At 52.7% G+C, this 19,252-nt stretch carries 20 protein-coding genes and 2 tRNA genes; 9 read left to right on the top strand and 13 right to left on the bottom strand.

Going from position 1 to position 19,252, the window contains the following annotated elements; genetic code table 11:
- The first annotated feature begins 144 nt into the window (after positions 1-144).
- Positions 145-312 (top strand): ribosome modulation factor, encoded by a 168-nt coding sequence (rmf, locus tag H7A81_RS09135; protein WP_007887362.1) that lies wholly within the window; start codon positions 145-147, stop codon positions 310-312.
- Positions 313-378: 66 nt separating this feature from the next.
- Here the strand turns inward: rmf and fabA are convergent, their stop codons facing one another.
- Both fabA and H7A81_RS09125 read right to left on the bottom strand, forming a co-directional pair.
- Entirely contained in the window at positions 379-897 is a 519-nt protein-coding gene (gene fabA, locus H7A81_RS09130; RefSeq protein ID WP_034820448.1) for a bifunctional 3-hydroxydecanoyl-ACP dehydratase/trans-2-decenoyl-ACP isomerase, read from the bottom strand.
- Positions 898-964: 67 nt separating this feature from the next.
- Positions 965-2,827, bottom strand: a complete 1,863-nt coding sequence (locus H7A81_RS09125) for a Lon protease family protein (RefSeq protein ID WP_182057304.1) — start codon at positions 2,825-2,827, stop codon at positions 965-967.
- Positions 2,828-2,880: 53 nt separating this feature from the next.
- Here H7A81_RS09125 and matP point away from each other — a divergent pair, with 53 nt between their 5' ends.
- A complete protein-coding gene (gene matP, locus H7A81_RS09120; RefSeq protein WP_141399037.1) occupies positions 2,881-3,348 on the top strand; it encodes a macrodomain Ter protein MatP in 468 nt (155 codons plus the stop codon).
- Between the two features lie 91 nt (positions 3,349-3,439).
- On the opposite strand, the gene ompA is transcribed toward matP, so the two are convergent.
- Entirely contained in the window at positions 3,440-4,510 is a 1,071-nt protein-coding gene (gene ompA, locus H7A81_RS09115) for a porin OmpA (RefSeq protein WP_182057303.1), read from the bottom strand.
- Positions 4,511-4,859: 349 nt separating this feature from the next.
- On the bottom strand, positions 4,860-5,351 hold the full coding sequence (gene sulA / locus H7A81_RS09110; RefSeq protein WP_182057302.1) for an SOS-induced cell division inhibitor SulA: 492 nt from the start codon (positions 5,349-5,351) through the stop codon (positions 4,860-4,862).
- 221 nt (positions 5,352-5,572) lie between these two features.
- Here sulA and H7A81_RS09105 point away from each other — a divergent pair, with 221 nt between their 5' ends.
- The gene (locus tag H7A81_RS09105; RefSeq protein ID WP_182057301.1) at positions 5,573-6,196 is read left to right on the top strand and encodes a TfoX/Sxy family DNA transformation protein; all 624 of its coding nucleotides are present in this window, start codon (positions 5,573-5,575) and stop codon (positions 6,194-6,196) included.
- Between the two features lies 1 nt (position 6,197).
- On the opposite strand, the gene yccS is transcribed toward H7A81_RS09105, so the two are convergent.
- Positions 6,198-8,336, bottom strand: coding sequence for a YccS family putative transporter (yccS, locus tag H7A81_RS09100; RefSeq protein WP_166932037.1), 2,139 nt, complete (start codon positions 8,334-8,336; stop codon positions 6,198-6,200).
- A 12-nt stretch (positions 8,337-8,348) separates the two neighbouring features.
- Complete coding sequence (locus H7A81_RS09095; RefSeq protein WP_034820431.1) at positions 8,349-8,792, bottom strand: YccF domain-containing protein; 444 nt, start codon at positions 8,790-8,792, stop codon at positions 8,349-8,351.
- A gap of 123 nt (positions 8,793-8,915) precedes the next feature.
- Between H7A81_RS09095 and helD the strand changes: the two genes are divergently transcribed.
- Positions 8,916-10,970 carry a DNA helicase IV gene (gene helD, locus H7A81_RS09090; RefSeq protein ID WP_182057300.1) on the top strand — a complete coding sequence of 685 codons (2,055 nt, stop codon included), beginning with the start codon at positions 8,916-8,918 and terminating at the stop codon, positions 10,968-10,970.
- 3 nt (positions 10,971-10,973) lie between these two features.
- Here helD and H7A81_RS09085 read toward each other — a convergent pair whose 3' ends face one another.
- A complete protein-coding gene (locus tag H7A81_RS09085; protein ID WP_034820416.1) occupies positions 10,974-11,435 on the bottom strand; it encodes a methylglyoxal synthase in 462 nt (153 codons plus the stop codon).
- 67 nt (positions 11,436-11,502) lie between these two features.
- The gene (locus H7A81_RS09080) at positions 11,503-12,129 is read right to left on the bottom strand and encodes a DUF2057 family protein (RefSeq protein WP_182057299.1); all 627 of its coding nucleotides are present in this window, start codon (positions 12,127-12,129) and stop codon (positions 11,503-11,505) included.
- Between the two features lie 175 nt (positions 12,130-12,304).
- On the opposite strand from H7A81_RS09080, the gene H7A81_RS09075 reads away from it, so the two are divergent.
- Positions 12,305-12,727: a CoA-binding protein gene (locus tag H7A81_RS09075; RefSeq protein WP_182057298.1), complete on the top strand. Its 423-nt coding sequence runs from the start codon at positions 12,305-12,307 to the stop codon at positions 12,725-12,727.
- 32 nt (positions 12,728-12,759) lie between these two features.
- Here the strand turns inward: H7A81_RS09075 and hspQ are convergent, their stop codons facing one another.
- Together hspQ and rlmI are read right to left on the bottom strand one after the other, a co-directional pair.
- Positions 12,760-13,077, bottom strand: a complete 318-nt coding sequence (hspQ, locus tag H7A81_RS09070; protein WP_034820407.1) for a heat shock protein HspQ — start codon at positions 13,075-13,077, stop codon at positions 12,760-12,762.
- A gap of 58 nt (positions 13,078-13,135) precedes the next feature.
- Positions 13,136-14,326, bottom strand: a complete 1,191-nt coding sequence (rlmI, locus tag H7A81_RS09065; protein WP_182057297.1) for a 23S rRNA (cytosine(1962)-C(5))-methyltransferase RlmI — start codon at positions 14,324-14,326, stop codon at positions 13,136-13,138.
- A gap of 82 nt (positions 14,327-14,408) precedes the next feature.
- Between rlmI and yccX the strand changes: the two genes are divergently transcribed.
- Positions 14,409-14,687 carry an acylphosphatase gene (gene yccX, locus H7A81_RS09060; RefSeq protein ID WP_182057296.1) on the top strand — a complete coding sequence of 93 codons (279 nt, stop codon included), beginning with the start codon at positions 14,409-14,411 and terminating at the stop codon, positions 14,685-14,687.
- On the opposite strand, the gene tusE is transcribed toward yccX, so the two are convergent.
- Entirely contained in the window at positions 14,688-15,014 is a 327-nt protein-coding gene (gene tusE, locus H7A81_RS09055; RefSeq protein WP_038647738.1) for a sulfurtransferase TusE, read from the bottom strand. It abuts the gene before it with no gap.
- A gap of 100 nt (positions 15,015-15,114) precedes the next feature.
- Positions 15,115-15,771, bottom strand: coding sequence for an FtsH protease modulator YccA (gene yccA / locus H7A81_RS09050; RefSeq protein WP_034820380.1), 657 nt, complete (start codon positions 15,769-15,771; stop codon positions 15,115-15,117).
- 224 nt (positions 15,772-15,995) lie between these two features.
- Here yccA and H7A81_RS09045 point away from each other — a divergent pair.
- The 3 genes from H7A81_RS09045 (at position 15,996) to agp (ending at position 18,085) form a co-directional block, all read left to right on the top strand.
- Positions 15,996-16,083: transfer RNA gene (locus H7A81_RS09045), tRNA-Ser, on the top strand.
- A 35-nt stretch (positions 16,084-16,118) separates the two neighbouring features.
- Positions 16,119-16,206 (top strand) — tRNA-Ser (locus tag H7A81_RS09040).
- A gap of 256 nt (positions 16,207-16,462) precedes the next feature.
- Positions 16,463-18,085 carry a bifunctional glucose-1-phosphatase/inositol phosphatase gene (gene agp / locus H7A81_RS09035; protein WP_182057295.1) on the top strand — a complete coding sequence of 541 codons (1,623 nt, stop codon included), beginning with the start codon at positions 16,463-16,465 and terminating at the stop codon, positions 18,083-18,085.
- Positions 18,086-18,133: 48 nt separating this feature from the next.
- Here the strand turns inward: agp and H7A81_RS09030 are convergent.
- Positions 18,134-19,252, bottom strand: a 1,119-nt coding sequence (locus H7A81_RS09030) for an NAD-dependent succinate-semialdehyde dehydrogenase (RefSeq protein WP_182057294.1), incomplete at its 5' end; no start/stop codon positions are given.

Here is a 19,252-nt window from a genome sequence, read left to right as displayed (position 1 = left end):
ACGTCAAAATGATGACATTGGCGTGAATTTTGCGCATTGATCTTTCTTCTGTCTGGAGTTAGAACATTACTGTGGTTGAACATTATATCGCCACTCTTTCTTTCCACCCAGAATCCACCAGACCTGAAATGAGGGAATCGAGGCATGAAGAGACAGAAAAGAGACCGCCTGGAACGTGCACATTCACGAGGCTATCAAGCGGGTATTACTGGCCGCTCAAAAGAGATATGCCCCTATCAAATGATCGATGCGCGGTCTTACTGGTTGGGAGGTTGGCGTCAAGCCATGGAGGACAGGTCGGCGGTGGCCTAGCACTGTCGGATGTCCATAATTGAAGGAAGAAACCTCCGCTGAATGCGGAGGTTTTCGTTTGGGGAATTAGAAAGCAGAGGTGTCTTTAAACAGACCCACTTTCAAATCTGTCGCGGTGTAAATCAGGTTACCGTCAACGAAGACTTCACCATCAGCCACGCCCATCACCAGCTTGCGGTTAATCACGCGCTTGAAGTGAATTTTATAAGTGACTTTCTTCGCGGTTGGCAGTACCTGACCGGTGAATTTCACTTCGCCCACACCCAGTGCGCGTCCTTTACCTTCAGCGCCTAACCAGCCGAGGTAGAAGCCAACCAACTGCCACATGGCGTCAAGGCCGAGGCAGCCAGGCATGACCGGATCGCCTTTAAAGTGGCAATCGAAGAACCACAGGTCAGGGCGGATATCCAGTTCGGCTTCCACAAAACCTTTGTCAAATTTACCGCCGTCTTCGGTCATCATGACCACGCGGTCCATCATCAACATGTTATCAGAGGGAAGCGGCGGTCCATTTTCGCCAAACAGTTCGCCGCGACCTGAGGCAACCAGGTCTTCTTTGCTATAGGATTCGCGTTTATCTACCATGTTCTCAATATGCCTTCTTTTAGTGAAGCCCGAATATTAGCGAACAGTTGTACGCTGGGCAAATCAATCAGCTGTGGTTAAACCAGTTGAGCCAGCGCAATGGCCACGGACGATGACGAATTTCCTGCTGGTTCAGCTGTGCAATACGTTCCTGAATGGTATTGAGCAGTGACTCGCCGCTCTCACTTTGCCATGCGATGCCGGTTAATAAGGGTAACGCTTCATCCACGCTTTCAATTGCCCAGATGTGGAATTGCTCTTGCTTCACCGCATCAACCACAGCTTCGCTGAGGCTCAAATGGCGCACATTACTGGCTGGCAGAATAACGCCTTGTTTACCGGTCAGCTCGCGTGACTGGCAAATGCTGAAGAAGCCTTCGATTTTTTCATTCAGGCCGCCAACAGGCTGCACATTACCAAATTGGTCCACGGAACCGGTCACCGCAATATGCTGGCTTAGTGGCTGATTGGCCAGTGCACTAATCAGCGCGCAGAGTTCGGCCAGTGAGGCGCTATCACCATCCACTTCGGAATAGGATTGTTCAAACACTAACGAGGCTGAGAAGGGCAGCTGTTGCTCGAGTTCAAGTTCAGCGATCAGATAAGCTTGCATAATCATCATGCCTTTCGCATGAATATTACCGCCCAGCTCGGCTTTACGCTCAACGTCAGTGAATTCGCCATCCCCCGGATGAACAACACAGGTGATACGTGACGGCTCGCCCCACGGACGCGGATGACCAGGAAACTCCACTACCGACAGACCGTTAATCTGCCCCACGACTTCACCTTCAGTTTCAATCATAATCTGATTGAGCAGAATTTCGTCACGCATGCGGTCAGCCAGGTAGCTTTCACGCCATTCGCGCGCTTCCAGTGCTTCTTTCAATGCTTCAGCATTCATGACGTCACCGTGCAGCGCGGTTTCCTGCAGCTGACGGCGTAACCAGCGCGGGCAGAGCGGCAGGGTTTCTTGATCGCCCGTGAAGCGAACCGCCTCATTGATCAAGAGCGGCCAGAAATCGGCTGCAGGCTGGTCCAGACCGGCTTGTTCAGCTTGTGTGAGCGTCCACTGGCACCAGAAGGTCATGTCCTCTTCATCAGTGATCTGCAGGTTCTCTTCGAACTCGCTGTAGAGTGCCATTTCATGCACTTCTGCATCCAATTCCTGGAAGCTGGCTAACGCATCACGATCGCCACAAAGTACCAGGCGCAGTTGCAGCGGCAGGGAAGGGATGGCCACGGGCAACGGTTGACGTTCGTCCTGCGAATACCAGTCAAAGCGGCCTTGCTCGATGCACTTACGCAGACGCAGCCATAGCAGTGGCTGAGCCAGTAGCGTATTCACGGAAAGGATTAAAGTGCCGCCATTGGCTTGATGAATCAACCCCGGCTCGGGCTGAATACGATCTTTGTACTGACGCACACAACCAAACAGCTGTTCTGCTTCAATCCAGTCGGCAAAGTGAACACCGCCCTGACTGGTGAATGGCCGGTTAGCATCGCTGGGCGGCATCAGGCTGACCGTGTCACCCATGACATGATAGTCACCGCCATACAGCGCGATCTCTTCGGGCTGGAAGCGCTGTGCGGCTTCGGCGATGCACGCGAGGTAATCGCTGTTTTCCTGACTGCGTAATAGCAACAGAGGAAAACCTAAGGTTTGATGATGCAAATGCGCCAGCGCATTCAGCAGACGCGGCTGAACCGCGGCAAGACTATCGCTATCTTCCAGTGAGACGTTTGAGAAAATGGATTGGTAGCGGATGCTATCCGGCTGCAGGGCTTGCCACGTAATTTGAGTGCTGGTCAAAATATTCGCATTAGTCAGATTTAGGAAAAGCGCGATTATACAGGAATCAACCTTGTTAAGCACTGCGGAGTTCCAGCCCGAAATGTGATGACCGCTACATGTTTTTCCTTGCTGCATCCGGGAAAAAAGCTGTTATTCTTAGTTTGTTACGTGATCACGATGAGATTCCGATGAAATACCAGCAACTCGAAAATCTTGAAAGTGGATGGAAGTGGAAATACCTGGTGAAAAAGCATCGGGAGGGTGAATTGATCACCCGTCATCTTGAGCTCAGCGCCGCGCAGGCTGCGGTGGATGCCTTACTGGCGATGGAAAATAGTCCAGTAGAGGTAGCGGAATGGATAGCTCAGCACATTCACCCCGATCTCGAGAACCGTCTGAAGCAGACTATTCGTGCGCGCCGTAAGCGGCACTTTAATGCGGAACATCAGCATACGCGTAAGAAGTCGATCGATCTGGAATATCTGGTGTGGCAGCGTTTGGCAGGATTGGCACAGCGTCGCAGCAACACGCTATCAGAAACCATTGTGCAGTTGATTGAAGATGCCGAGCGCAAAGAGAAGTATGCCAGCCAGATGTCAACGCTTAAGCAGGATCTGCAGGCGATTCTGGGTAAAGGCGGATCAGAGAACGAATAGCGCTGATGTGTGCACTATGATGGTGTTGTTAGCCAGTTGAAAAGAGATAAAAAAAACCCCGCAAGAGCGGGGTTTTTTATTGCGTGATAACTTAAGCCTGTGGCTGAGTTACAACGTCTTTGATACCTTTCACGTCGATTTCAACGCGACGGTCTGGCGCCAGGCAGTCGATCAGGGCATTACGGCCTTTCACGCTGTCACAGGTGTTGCCAGTCACTGGGTTAGATTTGCCCATACCGCGTGCAGAGATCTTGTTAGAAGGGATACCTTTAGAGACCAGGTAATCAACTACAGACTGAGCGCGTTTTTCAGACAGTTTCTGGTTGTACTGCTCTGAACCGATACGGTCAGTGAAGCCCAGTACTACAACAGAACCGTCTTTAGGATCCATTGAGCTCAGCTGGCTGTACAGCTGATCCAGAGCCTGCTGGCCTTCTGGTTTCAGAGTTGCTTTGTTGAAGTTGAACAGTACGTCAGACTTCAGAGTGAAACGCTTGGTTTCAACAACTGGCGCTGGAGCAGGTGCTGGAGCAACAACTGGTGCTGCTGCTTCATCCTGACCGAAACGGTAAGAAACGCCGACGCTCAGCATGCTGTTGTCTGGACGCGCACCAACGGTACCTGCGTCACCGATGTTGTTAGCCCACTGGTAGTCCATGCGAGTTGCCCAGTTTTTGGTCAGTGCGTATTCAACACCAACAGCAGCCAGCGGAGAAACGCCGGTGTCGTGGTTGCTGATGCGACCAACAGTTGGGTTGGTCTGAGTAGAGTCTGCACGCCACACCATGCCGCCCAGACGGGTGTACACGTCGAAGTCGTCAGTGATTGGGTAGCTCAGTTTAGCAGCCAGCTGAACGCCTTGTGCTTTGAATGCGCCGTTGGTCACGCTGCCTTTGTTAGGCATGCGGCCCAGCCAGTCATAGCCCAGCTCGAAGCCCAGGTATGGGTTAGCCTGGTAGCCCATGAATGCACCAGCACCCAGCTGAGATTCGTGAGTTGGACCGTTGTTGTTCTCGTAGTCGTTACCGTAGTAACCAGTATCGTGATACTGAGACCAGCCCAGTTTAGCACCGGTGTACCAGGTGTTATCTTTAGGAGCGGCCTGCGCTACGGTAGCGAAGCCAGCCAGTGCCACTGCAATTGCGATAGCTGTCTTTTTCATTTTTGCGCCTCGTTATCATCCAAATAGGCAATGAGCAAAAAGGTTGCTCTTTGTGTTAATCCTTCGCCGGGTCTAAACGCTCGCTTTTGACTCTACCGAAAAAACGGAGGTTATTGAGCACCCTGGCGAGATAAAGTCTACAACGAGATTGGAAAGTTACAAGTATGATGTGAGGCCAGCCAGTAAAAAAACAGGGATTTATACACACATTTTAACAAATCACATGGCAAAATCTTCGCCAGCGAATTGAGAAAATGCGGCTAAACCATTGTCAAAGCTGGCGGGAAAAGAATCAGTGGCTTAGCAGCATCCTTAAGAAAAAAAAGCGTGAGAAAATTCCTGGTTTTACTTAATGAAACAAATCCGACGGAATTTTTGGCGTATTTGGTTGTCTGGACAAGAGGCGATCGTGACCTTGCGGACGCATAATTAAACCCAGTGCTTCACCTTCTGCCGCTGCCATTTCGAGTTCAAACCGCTCTTCATCATTCAATTCGTACGGAATCCAGGCCAAAACCACACTATAATTTCCCGTGCGCAGAGCCTTCACCATACTTTCCACTGTCGTGAGTCGTTCAGATTCGGTGATATGCATACTTTTCTCAAGCGGTAATCCTGACTGCTGCATCCAGTTGCGATTCAGCTTATGCGCTGGTGTTAACCACAGCTGCCAGCGAGACTGTTCGCTGAGTTGCTTTAACACCGGCAACAGCAGTAACTGCATCATGCCAGGTTGTTCGCTGTAACGTAGTTCAGTAATTCCACCCAGAGAAGGCTGCGTCAGGCTTGAAGAAGCAAAACGTTGAGAACGATCAGCAAGGCCAGAGAATTGAGTACGCATGTTTTAATCACTCAGTAATGAACTGTATGGATGTACAGTAATGTCTTCCTGGATAAAGATCAACCTCAATTTCTGAAAACACCTCGCAAATTGTGCACATCGCACACAGCAAATGCTTTTATTCATTGAACAGCTAATGGGTTTTTTCTATCTTCTAACCAGATGAAAACCCAGGATTTTAAGGAATTTTCTCGAATGAGAATTCACGGAAAGGAGCTGTAATGAAAACCAACAATCCACTCGTTAAACAATCCAAAACACAGCTGGCGCCGCTGGGAAAGATCGAATCCCGAACGCAATTTGGTGGCTATGCTCTGACAGTAGAAAAGGTCATTTTTGCGTATATCAATGAAGACGCGCTTTACCTGCGTGCCAGTGAAGCATTGCAGACTTACCACACCCAACGTGCTCTTGAACCGCTGGTCTACCGCAAACGCGGCATACCAGTGCAACTGAATTACTTCAAAGTGGATGCGAAGCTTTGGCAGGATCCTGAGCAACTCTTGCGGTTGTCGGCCAGTGCGCTGCACGCAGCACAGCATGAGTTAGCAAACCGGACAGTGACCTTACGGCTGAAGGATCTGCCTAACCTTAGCCTGCGCATGGAGATGATGCTGCATAAAGTTGGCATCAGTTCGGTGAAAGTGCTGCATGAAATGGGATCACGCCAGAGCTGGCTCAAACTGCGTGCCGTTAACAAACATATCGGGCTGAAAACGTTAATGGCATTGGAAGGGGCGATTTCCGGACATCACCAGGCCGCATTGCCTGCAGCGATCAGAGAAGAACTGCATGCGTGGTATGTCAAAACGCTCCACCAAAAAAACACGGTGGAGCAACGTTAAATTAATGACTGGATAATGTGCGGCGCAGGCGGGCAATTTCTGGCAGCAGGGCAATCAGTAAACCCAACTGCTGCATCACCAGCGGCGCCTGCACGTCCGAACTGTTTTTGATATCACTTAACTGCTGCATCACCTGCTGCTGCATGGCTACTGCCTGCTTGTCGTTAACGCGTTCAATCTGCAGCACATCTTCAACAAAACACACTGCATCGTCTAAAACTTTAAGCAATGCGGGATCAGAAAGCCGTTCGCGATGTGCGCCCAGCGCTGAGATGTAGCTCAGGAAAGAGTGATTCAGGCACAGTAACCGGAACGCGTTTTCACGCAGCGGTTGCTGAAGCTTAAGTTCGCTACTCATGTTCGAGACCACCGATGCTAATTCCGCATCGGCATTGTGAGCATCACGACGCGCCACACGATAAGCCAGACGGTTATCTTTGCCCTGATGATATTGCTCAAGGATGGCATCAAGATAACGACAATTGGCATTCAGCGTACGATCCGCCACGGCGCTAATTTTGCGAAAACGCCAATCGGGCCAGACAAATGCCACGGCGAGCCAGGCCAGACCGCAACCCAACAGGGTGTCAACAATACGCGGCAACGCCACCTCAAATCCTTCGCCCAGCAGGTTAAAGCAGAGCAGCACCAGCAAGGTGATGAACAGTGTGGCTTGCGCATACTGAATCTGACGAAAGGCAAAAAACAGTACGCCACTTAGCACGATGAGAATCAGCTGCCCTTCGATGGAGGGCACCAACCACAGCACCGGCAAGCCGATGGCGATACCGGCCAGCGTGCCGCCAATACGTAAGGCGAGTCGGCGGCGCGTGGCGTTGTAATTAGGCTGGCAGACAAACAGGCTGGTGAGCAAAATCCAGTAGCCGCGATGAAGACCGGTAATCTGAATGAAAGCGTATCCGACACAAAGTACCAGAGACATACGCACAGCATGACGGAACAGCGCCGATCCGGGGCTCAGATGACGGCTCAGCCGTAGCCGAATGTCCGCCCATCCACTCAGCCCTTCACGAGAAAGATGGTTATCGGCTGAGGAAGGCGGTTCGGCCAGCGCTTGTTCAGACTCAATCGAGGCCAGTTGCGCATCAATCGCACGCAAATTGCGTAGCAGCCAAAACAGCGCGCGATTGTGAGGATCCTGCGGGTCATTCTGCTGCAATCTCTCCAAAGCCGTTTCCAGCCGGGAAAAAGTGCGTTCAAAGCTGCTGTCATGATGCCACGGCTGTCTTAACAAGATGCTCTCAGCCAGCTTGCGACAGGCTTGAGCTTGCATATTCAACAGACGCTGGAAGCGAAACAACACTTCGTTATAGCGCCAGTCATCGCGCAGCAGGTGATATTGCAGATGGGATGAACTGGCGCGTTCGTGAATATCCTGCGCGACGAAATAGTAGTGCAAACTGCGACGTGTGCTGCGCGATCCACGGTCGCCGCGCAAGCGACTCTGAATGGTGGTTTTCGTCTGATTAAGTTGCGCCACCAACTGGCTGTTCACCATCGCCGTGGCAATGGTACTGGCATCATCCTGTTCACCTGCATCTGGATCGAACAGATTTGCCTTGGCTTCCAGATAACTCGCCAACTGAGAAAAGCTGGCCGCCAGTTGCTCCTGTACCGGCCGTACCGGGAAAATCAAATGGCCGATAAATGTCAGCAGGTTGTACCACAGCGCACCAATCAATAGCAGGGCGGGCTGCATCCACCATTGAGGGAATAAGCCAATTCCCAACATGGTATAAACCGCAATGAGCAGCGCACCAAAAGCGATCGTGGCATAGCGCTGCCCCAAAGCGCCAAGCAAAATGAAGCCCCAACTCGAGAGCGCCAAACCGATGGCAAAGGCCCACGGATAGGGAAACAGCAACTCAACCGATACCGAAGCGATGCAGAAGCAGACCAGCGTAATCATCAGATTGCGCAGGCGACCAGTCCATCGGTCATCAAGATCGGCCAGCGCGGCCGCCACCACGCCGAGCGTCAAAGGAATGGTCCACTCTATTTGCTGCAGCCACCACGGAACGGCGGCACACCCTGCCAGCGCGAAGAAAATGCGCAATAAATAACGCAGGCTGCTATTGAACAGATAACGTCGCCATCCCGGCATCGCGTTCAGAAGCATCAATTGTCCGCCTTAGTATCGACGACGCGCATTCGCTTCACGCGCGGCCTGAGCCTCTTCCACCGAGACCACACGGCGGCCTACGGGCCAGAGTGCGATAGCGGCAATTTTAAAGTTAGCGATACCGACGGGGATACCGATGATGGTCAGGCATTGGATGATGCCGGCAGAAATATGCATCAGACACAGCCACCAGCCGAAAAACACCAGCCAGAAAATGTTGAGGAAGGTTCCGCCAGCATTCAGCACATGGCTTTTACTGTCAGGTCGCAGCACATCGACATGCACCGCTTCATTACCAAAGGGCAGAAGTGAAAGTTTAGTGATTTCCCAGCAGGATCGCGTTAAAGGCAGGGTAAAGATAAGCACAATGCTGACAAGCGTGGCAAACAGCCAGCTTAGCGTTGTGAACACGCCACCCAAAACGAAGTTAAGAATATTCAATACGGTGCGCATAACACGATTTTCCTTTTGCAATCCGCAATATGTGTCGTCCAGTTTAGCCTGTTTTAAGGCTGGAGCGCCAAGAGTCTGACAGGTAAACTGCGCGATAATCGAATTCCACAAGACGGTGCGGACATGGAACTGAAAGCAACATCAATGGGCAAACGTCTGGCTCAGCATCCCTATAATCGGGTGCGTCTGCTGGCCGCTGGCGTGGAAGTCAGTGGCGATCGTCACGAATATCTTATCCCGTTCAATCAGTTAATCAGCATTGCCTGTAAACGCGGCATGGTTTGGGGAGAGCTGGAATTTCACTTGCCAGAAGATAAGGTTGTACGCCTGCACGGCACGGAATGGCAGGAGACGCAGCGTTTTTTCCATTACTTGCAGCATGCCTGGCAGCAGTGGAGTCAGGAAATGAGCGAAGTCAGTGCACAAGTCCTGATGGCTTTGGAACAGGAGATTATCGCTTTCACGCAACAGGATCGCTGGTTAAAGCGCAGCGAACTGGCTACGGTAAAAGAGAGCATTCAACGCCAATTTTCCGCCTTACCGCTGCCACTTTCGCGCCTGAATGAGTTTGATAATTGCCGTGCGCGCTGGCAGTTTTGCCAGCAGTGGTTAGAACAAGGTGAAACCGCCATTCGCCAGCGCAACCGTGAATGGACGACGAAGGTCATCAAGGACTACCACGAATTTTTCTCCACTGTCGAAACTACACCGCTTAATGCTTCCCAGTGCGAAGCGGTGGTCAACGGTGAAGACGCCTTACTGGTGCTGGCCGGTGCGGGAAGTGGTAAAACCTCGGTGCTGGTGGCACGTGCCGGTTGGTTGCTGAAACGCAAGCTGGCACAGCCGGAGCAGATTCTGCTGCTGGCATTTGGTCGCCAGGCGGCCGAAGAGATGAACGATCGTATTCAACAACGTTTAGGTGAGAGTGCGATTCAGGCGCGAACGTTTCACGCGCTGGCATTGCACATCATCCGCGAAGGCAGCAATAAGCAGCCGGTGATCAGCAAGCTTGAAAGTGACAGCAAGGCGCGGCGGCAACTGCTGATCGACACCTGGCGCGAACAGTGCAACAGTAAAAAAGCGCAGGCGAGCGGTTGGCGTCACTGGTTGCAGGAGGAACTGGAGTGGGAGGTCGCTGAAGGCCCATTCTGGCAGGATGACAAGTTGGCGCAACGGCTGGCCTCACGCATGGAGCGCTGGCTGGGACTGATGCGTATGCACGGCGGCGCGCAGGCTGCCATGATTGCCGATGTGCCGGAAGAGTATCGCGATAATTTCAGTCAACGCGTCAAACTGATGTCGCCGCTATTAAAAGCCTGGAAAAGTGCGTTGAAAGAAGAGGGCGCGGTCGATTTCTCCGGGTTGATCCATCAGGCGATTGCCATTCTTGAAAAAGGACGCTTTATCAGCCCGTGGAAGCATATCCTGGTGGATGAATTCCAGGATATCTCGCCTCAGCGTGCCGCCTTGCTGACCGCATTGCGCCAGCAGAACAAGCGCACCAGTTTGTTCGCGGTAGGCGATGACTGGCAGGCAATCTATCGCTTTAGTGGTGCCGAAATGAGTCTGACCACGGCTTTCCATCACTATTTTGGTGATGGCGATCGCTGCGTGCTGGACACCACCTATCGTTTCAACGATCGCATCGGTGAGATTGCCAACCGCTTTGTGCAGCAGAATCCACATCAGCTGCGCAAGCCGCTCAACAGTCTGAGCAAGGGGAATAAGAAGTCAGTCACGCTGCTGCCGCAGGAGCAACTGGAACCGTTGCTGGATAAATTAAGTGGCTATGCGAAACCGGAAGAGCGTGTGCTGTTGCTGGCGCGCTATCACCATTTGCGTCCTGCCATCCTCGATAAAGCCAAAACGCGCTGGCCGAAATTGCAGATCGATTTTATGACCATTCATGCCAGCAAAGGGCAGCAGGCAGATTTTGTCATTATGCTGGGCCTGCATGAGGGGCGTGATGGCTTCCCCGCTGAGGCGCGTGAATCGATTATGGAAGAGGGGTTATTACCCCAGCCGGAAGATTTCCCTGACGCTGAAGAGCGACGGTTGGCCTATGTGGCGATTACCCGCGCACGTCAGCAAGTGTGGATGCTGTTTGATAAAGATCGGCCTTCCGTTTTTGTCGAACACTTCCGCGAATTGGGCGTGCCGCAAAGTCGGAAGGCCTGAACATTACGCTTTCAGGCGGTCGGCAAGATAGCGCTGATAATCGGGGATTTGGATCTCAAACTGCTGGGCAAACATCGGTGCCTGAATAATGAAATCCGCGGTGGCGCGATTGGTCGCCACCGGGATATTCCACACGGTGGCCAGACGTAACAGGGCTTTGACATCGGGATCGTGCGGCACCGCATTTAACGGATCCCAAAAGAAGAACAGCACATCGATTTTCCCTTCGGAAATCAAAGCACCCACTTGCTGATCGCCGCCCATCGGGCCGCTTAGCATGGCGTTGACGTCTAAACCGGTGTGGCGATTAATCAGATTACCTGTGGTGCCGGTGGCATAGAGCACATGCGGTTGCAGCGCGCTCTGGTTGGCTTTAACCCACTCCAGTAGCGTCGCTTTACAGTGATCGTGGGCAACGAGGGCAATGTGTTTCTGAACGTTAAGGGTACGAACGGTCTGCTCCATAGGGCTTCCTGTTTCTTCTCATGCATTAATTTTAAGGCATGAGTTTACCCCTGACATTTCAACACTATCAACTTGCGCGTAAGGTTTTCATCCAACTGATAAATCTCAGGCGTGTAGCAGCATCAAAACGCTGAAACCACTGTTGCAGATAAGGTAGCTCTCCCGCATCCTGCCAGGCAAAATCGAGACTCATCTGGGCATCCGGCGCACTCACCGATTGCAGCGCAAAGCGAGGAACCGATGCCGCCTGGGCAGTACGGTTATAATTCAGCATGGCCTTTTCCAGATCGCTATTGCTACCTTGGGGTAAGCGATCGCGCACGCTGGTGATTTCATTCCCTCGTTCATCAACGAGCTGGAAATTTAGCGCCTTATCGAACGTGCTGCGTTCTCGGCGGTTGGCCAGAACGGGTAAACGAATCGCGACTGAGGTGGCGCTGGCATTGAACGTGACGATCATCGGCACCGACTGAAAATGCGTGGCATCCGCACAAGGTTTTTCAACGCGAAACAGGAATTGATGCTGCCCACGCTCCAGCTCCAGGCTATCCGCGCCTTTCAGCAACGAGCCTGAGATTTTGCGACCATCGAGCACCAGCAAGTCGATTTCAGGATCGAGTTTGAGGGTGATGGCATGGCAGGATGCCGATACGAGTAACACGAGTAAACTCGTAACAGCCAAAGACAGCTTCATTTCAACTCCCGGAGGATGGGGATTAAGGGTGATGTGTAGCAAATTATTACATTATGGCAGTAAATTTACATTTTCACATATTTATTCGTGCTGAGGCGCAAAGTTTTTATCTGAGGGGCTTGCACTGTGTCACGCAATGGCAACTACACTCAGGCGAACGAACAAGGAGAAAAAAATGAATGATCAAACGATTCGTGATGTATTGAGCCGCACCAAACGCATTGCATTGGTAGGGGCGAGCGAGCGCGCCGATCGCCCAAGCTATGGTGTGATGAAGTTTTTGCTTGATCAGGGTTATGAGGTTATTCCGGTGAGTCCAAAACTGGCGGGGCAGCAGTTGCTGGGGCAGACCGCTTACGCCACGCTGGCAGAAATTCCGGGTAAAGTGGATATGGTAGATGTGTTTCGCAATGCTGAGGCCGCGTGGGGTGTGGCGCAGGAAGCGATTGCCATTGGTGCCGATACACTGTGGCTGCAATTGGGCGTGATCAATGAGCAGGCGGCAGTGCTAGCGCGCGATGCGGGCATGACGGTGGTGATGGATCGTTGTCCTAAGATTGAAATTCCGCGTCTGGGTATTCCGCCCATAGCGTCGTAAAGCTGAAACGGCGACCGAGGTCGCCGTTGTCATTAATGGCGCAGGCTAGGTGCCTGCAACTGCTGCCGGATGGAAGCAGCAAGTTCATCCATCGAAGGTTGCTCAGGGTGCTCATACGACGTTTCACCGGCGAGCTGAATTTCAGCAACATAGGTGTGAACCTGTTCGCCTTCTTCATCTTCCATCACTACGTGATACCAGGGTGCAGCGCGCAGCGTTTCACTGGCCGCCACATCATCCTGCTCGGGCTCATCGAGCGAAAACTCCGGATCGACATCCACAATAACGCCGAGCACCCCGGAGAGACGGTGACGGACCTGCTGTCCAATGCCAAATTTACTGGTAATCATGGTGCCTCCCAAAACTGTGCCCTTTCTCTAATATGGAGGCAGGGTACAGATTTTCAAGTCACAGCACGCGGCAGGCAAAACCTTTCAGATAAAGACCTTCAGGATAGCTGGCGATCACGGGGTGATCGGCTGCCTGACGGAACTGCTCTACAAATTGTACATCACGACCCGCATCCACTGCGGCATCGGCGATAATTTTCTGGAAAAGATCGGTGGCCATCAGTCCTGAGCAAGAGAACGTCAGCAGAATACCGTTAGGGTTGAGCAACTGCATCGCCAGCATATTAATATCTTTATATCCGCGGCAGGCGCCCATCAGCTGATTCTTGTTCTCAACAAATTTCGGCGGATCCATCACGATCACGTCAAACTTTTCGCCGCTGTCACGATAACGACGTAGCAGTTTGAACACATCATCACGCACGAACTGTGCACGAGACAGATCAAGGCCATTGAGCTCAACGTTCTGTTTCGCCACATCCAGCGCATCCTGTGACGTATCCACGCTGATCACTTCGCGGCAGCCACCCATCAGGGCCGACACGGCAAATCCGCCGGTGTAAGAGAAGCAGTTCAGCACGCGAGCGTTTTCAGCATAGCGGCGCGTGGCAAAACGGCTGTCACGTTGATCAAGGTAGTAACCGGTTTTATGGCCACCCTGAATATCGACCAGCAATTTCATGCCATGTTCGGTAATCGGCAGTAACGGCGGCGGCAGTTCACCAGTGACTTGGCCTTGTGTCAGTTCCAGTCCTTCTTTTTTGCGCACGGCAACATCAGAACGATCGTAAATCGCGCAAGTTGGGAAGCACTGCTGTAAGGCAGAGAGAATCGCCGGGCGTTGATATTCAGCACCGGCGGACAGTAGCTGCAGCACCATAAAGTTGCCGAAACGGTCAATGGTCACGCCAGGCATGCCATCCGACTCACCGGCAATCAGGCGATAGCTATCAAGGCCATCACGTTGCGCCAACCATTTGCGCCACTGCTGCGCTTTTTCAAAAGCGCGGACAAAGAAGGCGATGTCGATTGACTCATCCTGCTGCCAGCTCCAGACGCGCGCGCGAATTTGTGACTGTGGAGAATAAGCGGCACGGGCCAGCCATTTACCATTGCTGTCGCAGACATCAATAGTTTCACCAGACTGGGCTTTACCTTCCATACGGGCAACGGCACCTGAGAACACCCACGGATGGCGGCGGAGCAGGGATTTTTCACGTCCCTTAGCGAGAATCAATCGAACGGTCATGTTTGCTATGCTTACCTGAAAAAATGAGGCGCCATTTTCCGGTGGATGGCGGCAAATTGCAACGCACAATGGGGAGATAGCCATGGCGAACACGTGCTACAAAATCTGGGTGCACGGTATGGTGCAAGGGGTAGGCTTTCGTTATTACACCCAGTCACAGGCCAATAAACTGGGCGTTACCGGTTATGCGCACAACCTGCGCGACGGCAGTGTTGAAGTGCTGGCCGCTGGCGATGAACAAAAAGTGGAGGCGTTAATCGCCTGGCTAAAAGCAGGCGGGCCAACCAGTGCACGGGTCGATAAGGTGCTGGTGGAACCTCATCAACCCACGCCAATGCCCACGCGATTTACCACTGGCTGATTACAGACACTTGGCAGGTTTTGGCAGACCGGCAATTTTAGTGGCTTGTTTCGCCGGACCTTCCGGGAACAGTCGGAACAGGTAACGGCTATTGCCTTTTTCCTCGCCATACTTCTGCGCCATGGCTTTCACCAGCATGCGTACCGCAGGGGAAGTATTGAACTCCTGATAGAAGGCGCGCACAAAGTGCACCACTTCCCAGTGAGCCTCACTCATCACAATGGCTTCATTCTCAGCAATCACCGCAGCGAGTGCTTCGCTCCAGTCCGCACTATTTTTTAAGTAGCCTTCCGCATCGGTGGCAATCTCTTTACCGGCAAAAATCACAGTCACTCCTCACAGCATCAATCGGCATATTGTAAGTTGGCCGACTATTAAAAAGCAAAAACCCCGCCGAAGCGGGGTTTTAGACGTTTACGTCTGCAGCTTAATCTTTGCTGGCGAAGCCTAACAGGCTCAGCAGGCTGACAAAAATGTTATACAGCGACACATACAGGCTCACGGTGGCGCGGATGTAGTTGGTTTCGCCGCCATGAATGATGTTGCTGGTTTCCCACAGAATCGCACCCGCAGAGAACAGGATAAACAGCGCACTGATCGCCAGATGCAGCGCTGGCAGTTGCAGGAAGATATTCGCTACCACTGCAACCAGTAACACCACGAAGCCAGCCATCATCATGCCGCCGAGGAACGACATGTCACGACGCGTGGTCAGGACGTATGCCGAACAGCAGAAGAACACCAGCGCCGTACCGCCCAGCGCCATGGCAATCACATCGCCCATGCCCGCAGCGAGGAAAGAGCTGAGAATCGGACCGAGGCAATAACCGAGAAAACCGGTAAAGGCGAAGGCTGCCAGAATACCTGCCGGACTATTTGCCAGACGGTAGGTCAGGAACATCAGACCGTAAAAACCGACCAGCATCAAAATTAATCCGGGAGAGGGCAGAGCAAAAACGGTGCTGAGCGTGGCAGTGACCGCGGAGAACGCCAGCGTCAGGCCAAGTAAGAAGTAGGTATTGCGCAGCACTTTGTGGGTGCTGATCAGCGATTGCTGCTGTGACGAGCTAATTATTCTATCCATCATGCGCTCCATTATAGAGAGAGAACACCAAATATGGCCTGAGGATACGCAACGGCTACCAGACAGCAAAGTCGTTTTACCCATCTTTACGCGATAAATTGCTGTTTCACTGAGCAGAATGGTGATTTTGACAGCGAAAAAATGGATTTTGGCTGTTTTTCAGGCGAACGATTCAATCCGCGCTTTACATCGTTCGGGGGGATGTTTATAGTGCGCCTCATTGCGGAGGGGTGGCCGAGTGGCTTAAGGCAACGGTCTTGAAAACCGTCGATGGGAAACCATCCGAGAGTTCGAATCTCTCCTCCTCCGCCATCACTCTTGCAGAGTGAAGTGACAAAAAGATTTCCGGAGGGATGGCCGAGTGGCTTAAGGCAACGGTCTTGAAAACCGTCGATGGGAAACCATCCCAGAGTTCGAATCTCTGTTCCTCCGCCATATTAAAGAAGCCCGCAGAAATGCGGGCTTTTTGCTTTTCTGCGTTCCGGAAATCCGAAAAACATCCCGTTGCTTTTCAATCTGCTGCCGTAACCCGACGGCACGCGCGTTTACTGCTATATTCCATTCACGGTTTTTGTAAACATCTGGCGATTTTCCGAGGCAAGCTGGGTTACACTGTGCGGTAATTCGCTCAATGGCGAGCTAATCGTTTGAATGCCAGAGTGTTTCACTGATGAATTATGGAATAGGCACAATGATCAAGAAACTGAGTCTTTGCGCGTTGTCAGTTATCGCTGCGCTCCCGATCGGTATGTCTGCTTACGCGGCAGATGGAGATATGCAGTTACAGCAAGTGCTGATGCTGAGCCGTCACAATCTGCGTGCACCGTTAGCCAACAACGGCAGCGTGCTGGAACAATCCACCAAGAAGAATTGGCCGCAGTGGGATGTGCCCGGCGGCGAGTTAACCACTAAAGGCGGCGTGCTGGAAGTCTACATGGGTAACTATACCCGTCAGTGGCTGGCACAACAGGGTCTGGTGGAAAGCGGCACCTGCCCGGACAGCAGCAACATCTTTGTCTATGCCAACAGCCTGCAACGTACGGTCGCCACCGCGCAATACTTCATTACTGGCGCTTTCCCTGGCTGTGATATTTCTGTGACCCATCAGGATGCGATGGGCACCATGGATCCTATCTTTAATCCGGTGATCACGGACGGCAGCGACGAATTCAATAAGAAAGCGCTGGCGGCGATGACGGCTGCGAATGAGAAGCTGGCGCTGAAACCGGCTTTCCAGCAGTTAGAAAAGATTGTTGATTATAAAACTGCACCGGCCTGTAACGGCAAAAAACAGTGTGATCTGAGCGGCGGTGACAACACCTTCAGCGCAGAAAATGGCAAAGAGCCTAACGTGAATGGGCCGTTGAAAATCGGCAATTCGCTGGTCGATGCCTTCACGCTGCAATATTACGAAGGTTTCCCGGCCGATCAGGTGGCCTGGGGCCAGATTAAAACCCCTGAGCAGTGGAAATCCCTCGCGGCAATCAAAAATGGTTATCAGGATGCGCTGTTCACTTCTCCCGATGTCGCGCGTGAAGTGGCCGCACCGCTGGTGGATTACATCCGCAGCCAGCTAGTGGACCAGGACAAAGCGAACGCACCGAAAGTCACAGTGATGGTGGGGCATGATTCGAATATTGCCTCGCTGCTGAGCGCATTGCAGGTTAAGCCATACGAGCTGCCGGGTAACGATGAGAAAACGCCCATCGGTGGCCAGGTGGTGTTTGAGCGCTGGCACGATGCTAAAAACAACAAAGATCTGCTGAAAGTGGAATATGTTTATCAGACAGCGGAACAGCTGCGCAATGCTGATGTGCTGAGCCTGAAAAACCCGCCGAAGCGTGTCACGCTGCAACTGGCAGGCTGTGATGCCGATGCCAACGGCTACTGCAGCTGGGATCAGTTTGCTACCGCGTTGAATACTGCACTGCAGGGTACCCCGCTGCAGCCGGCTGCCCCGGCTCCAGCAGCAGAGCCAGCGGCACAACCTGCGCCTGCTGCCGCCAATGACGACGCGAAAGCGAAAGCGGATCAAGCCGCTGCAGATAAAGCGGCTGCAGATAAAGCGGCAGCGGACAAAGCAGCTGCGCAGAAAGCGGCTGATGCTAAAGCCGCTGAAGAGAAAGTGAAGGCGGACAAAGCGGCTGCCCAAAAAGCAGCAGAGGATAAAGCGAAAGCTGAGAAAACCACTGCACAGAAAGCGGCGGAGGACAAAGCGAAAGCCGATGCCGCCGCAGCGCAGAAAGCGCAGTCAGATGCGACGCCAGCCAAGCCGGAAGGTGAGGCGGCAAAAGCCGCTCCAGCCAGCAACTAACGTCGCTGTAATGAAAAAACCCCGTCGCGACGGGGTTTTTTATTTCTGTTAACCGGCGACGACCACCAATTTTTGATTCGCAAACTCCTTCAGGCCAAGATCGGACAACTCGCGTCCATAGCCTGAGCGTTTCACGCCACCAAACGGCAACTCTGCGGCGGTATCGCTCTGGGAGTTGATAAACACCATACCGGTCTCGATCTGCGATGCCATGTTGCGCCCACGCAAAATATCGCGCGTCCACACTGAACCGCCCAGACCGTAGTGCGAATCATTGGCCAGTGCAATGGCGGTGCGATCGTCAGCCACCACATAAACCTGTGCCACCGGTCCAAAGAACTCCTGGTAATAGGCGGGATTTTGCGGTGTGAGTCCAGTCAGTATCGTCGGCTGATAATAACAACCCACGCCTTCAATCACTTTTCCGCCCAGTTCAACATGCGCACCCTGCTTAACCGCATCCTCAACCTGTTTCACTAAACGGTCGCGAGCCTCTTTCGATGAAAGCGGACCCAGCGTGGTGCTTTCATCCAGTGGATCCCCCGGTTTGGCCGATTGCAGGGCCGCGCTAAACTTTGCCATAAACTCAGTGGCGATTTTTTCGTGCAGGATAAAGCGTTTTGCTGCTGTACATACCTGACCACAGTTGCTCAATCGTGCCTGCGCACCCTGGCGCACAGCTTCGTCGATATCGGCATCGTCCAGCACCACGAATACATCATTGCCGCCTAGCTCCAGCGTGGATTTTTTCAGATGTTTACCTGCTTGTTCCGCCACGGCGCTACCGGCACGTTCAGAGCCCGTCAGCGCGACACCTTGCACGCGCGGATCGGCAATCAGATCGGCGACCTGTTGATTCGAGACAAACAGATTGGTCCACGCACCCTTTGGCGCACCCGCTTCTTCAACCAGTTTTTCGAAGACATCCGCACAGTGCGGCACAATGTTGGCATGTTTCGCCAGCACCGGATTTCCCAGTGCCAGATTCGGCGCCAGCACGCGCATCAGCTGGTAATATGGGAAGTTCCAGGGCTCGACGGCGACCACTACGCCAATCGGGTGATACTCAAGCCAGGCATCGCCTACCGTGCTGGGATAAGGTTGTGCCTGCAATAAGTGAGCCGCATGTTCGGCATAGTACCGAGCGATCTGTGCGCAGATTTTTAC

This window comes from Pantoea sp. ME81 (assembly GCF_903970985.1).
Classification (GTDB): domain Bacteria; phylum Pseudomonadota; class Gammaproteobacteria; order Enterobacterales; family Enterobacteriaceae; genus Pantoea; species Pantoea communis.
The sequence above is the reverse complement of the archived record's forward strand: the minus strand, read 5'-3'. Positions and strand labels throughout refer to the sequence as shown.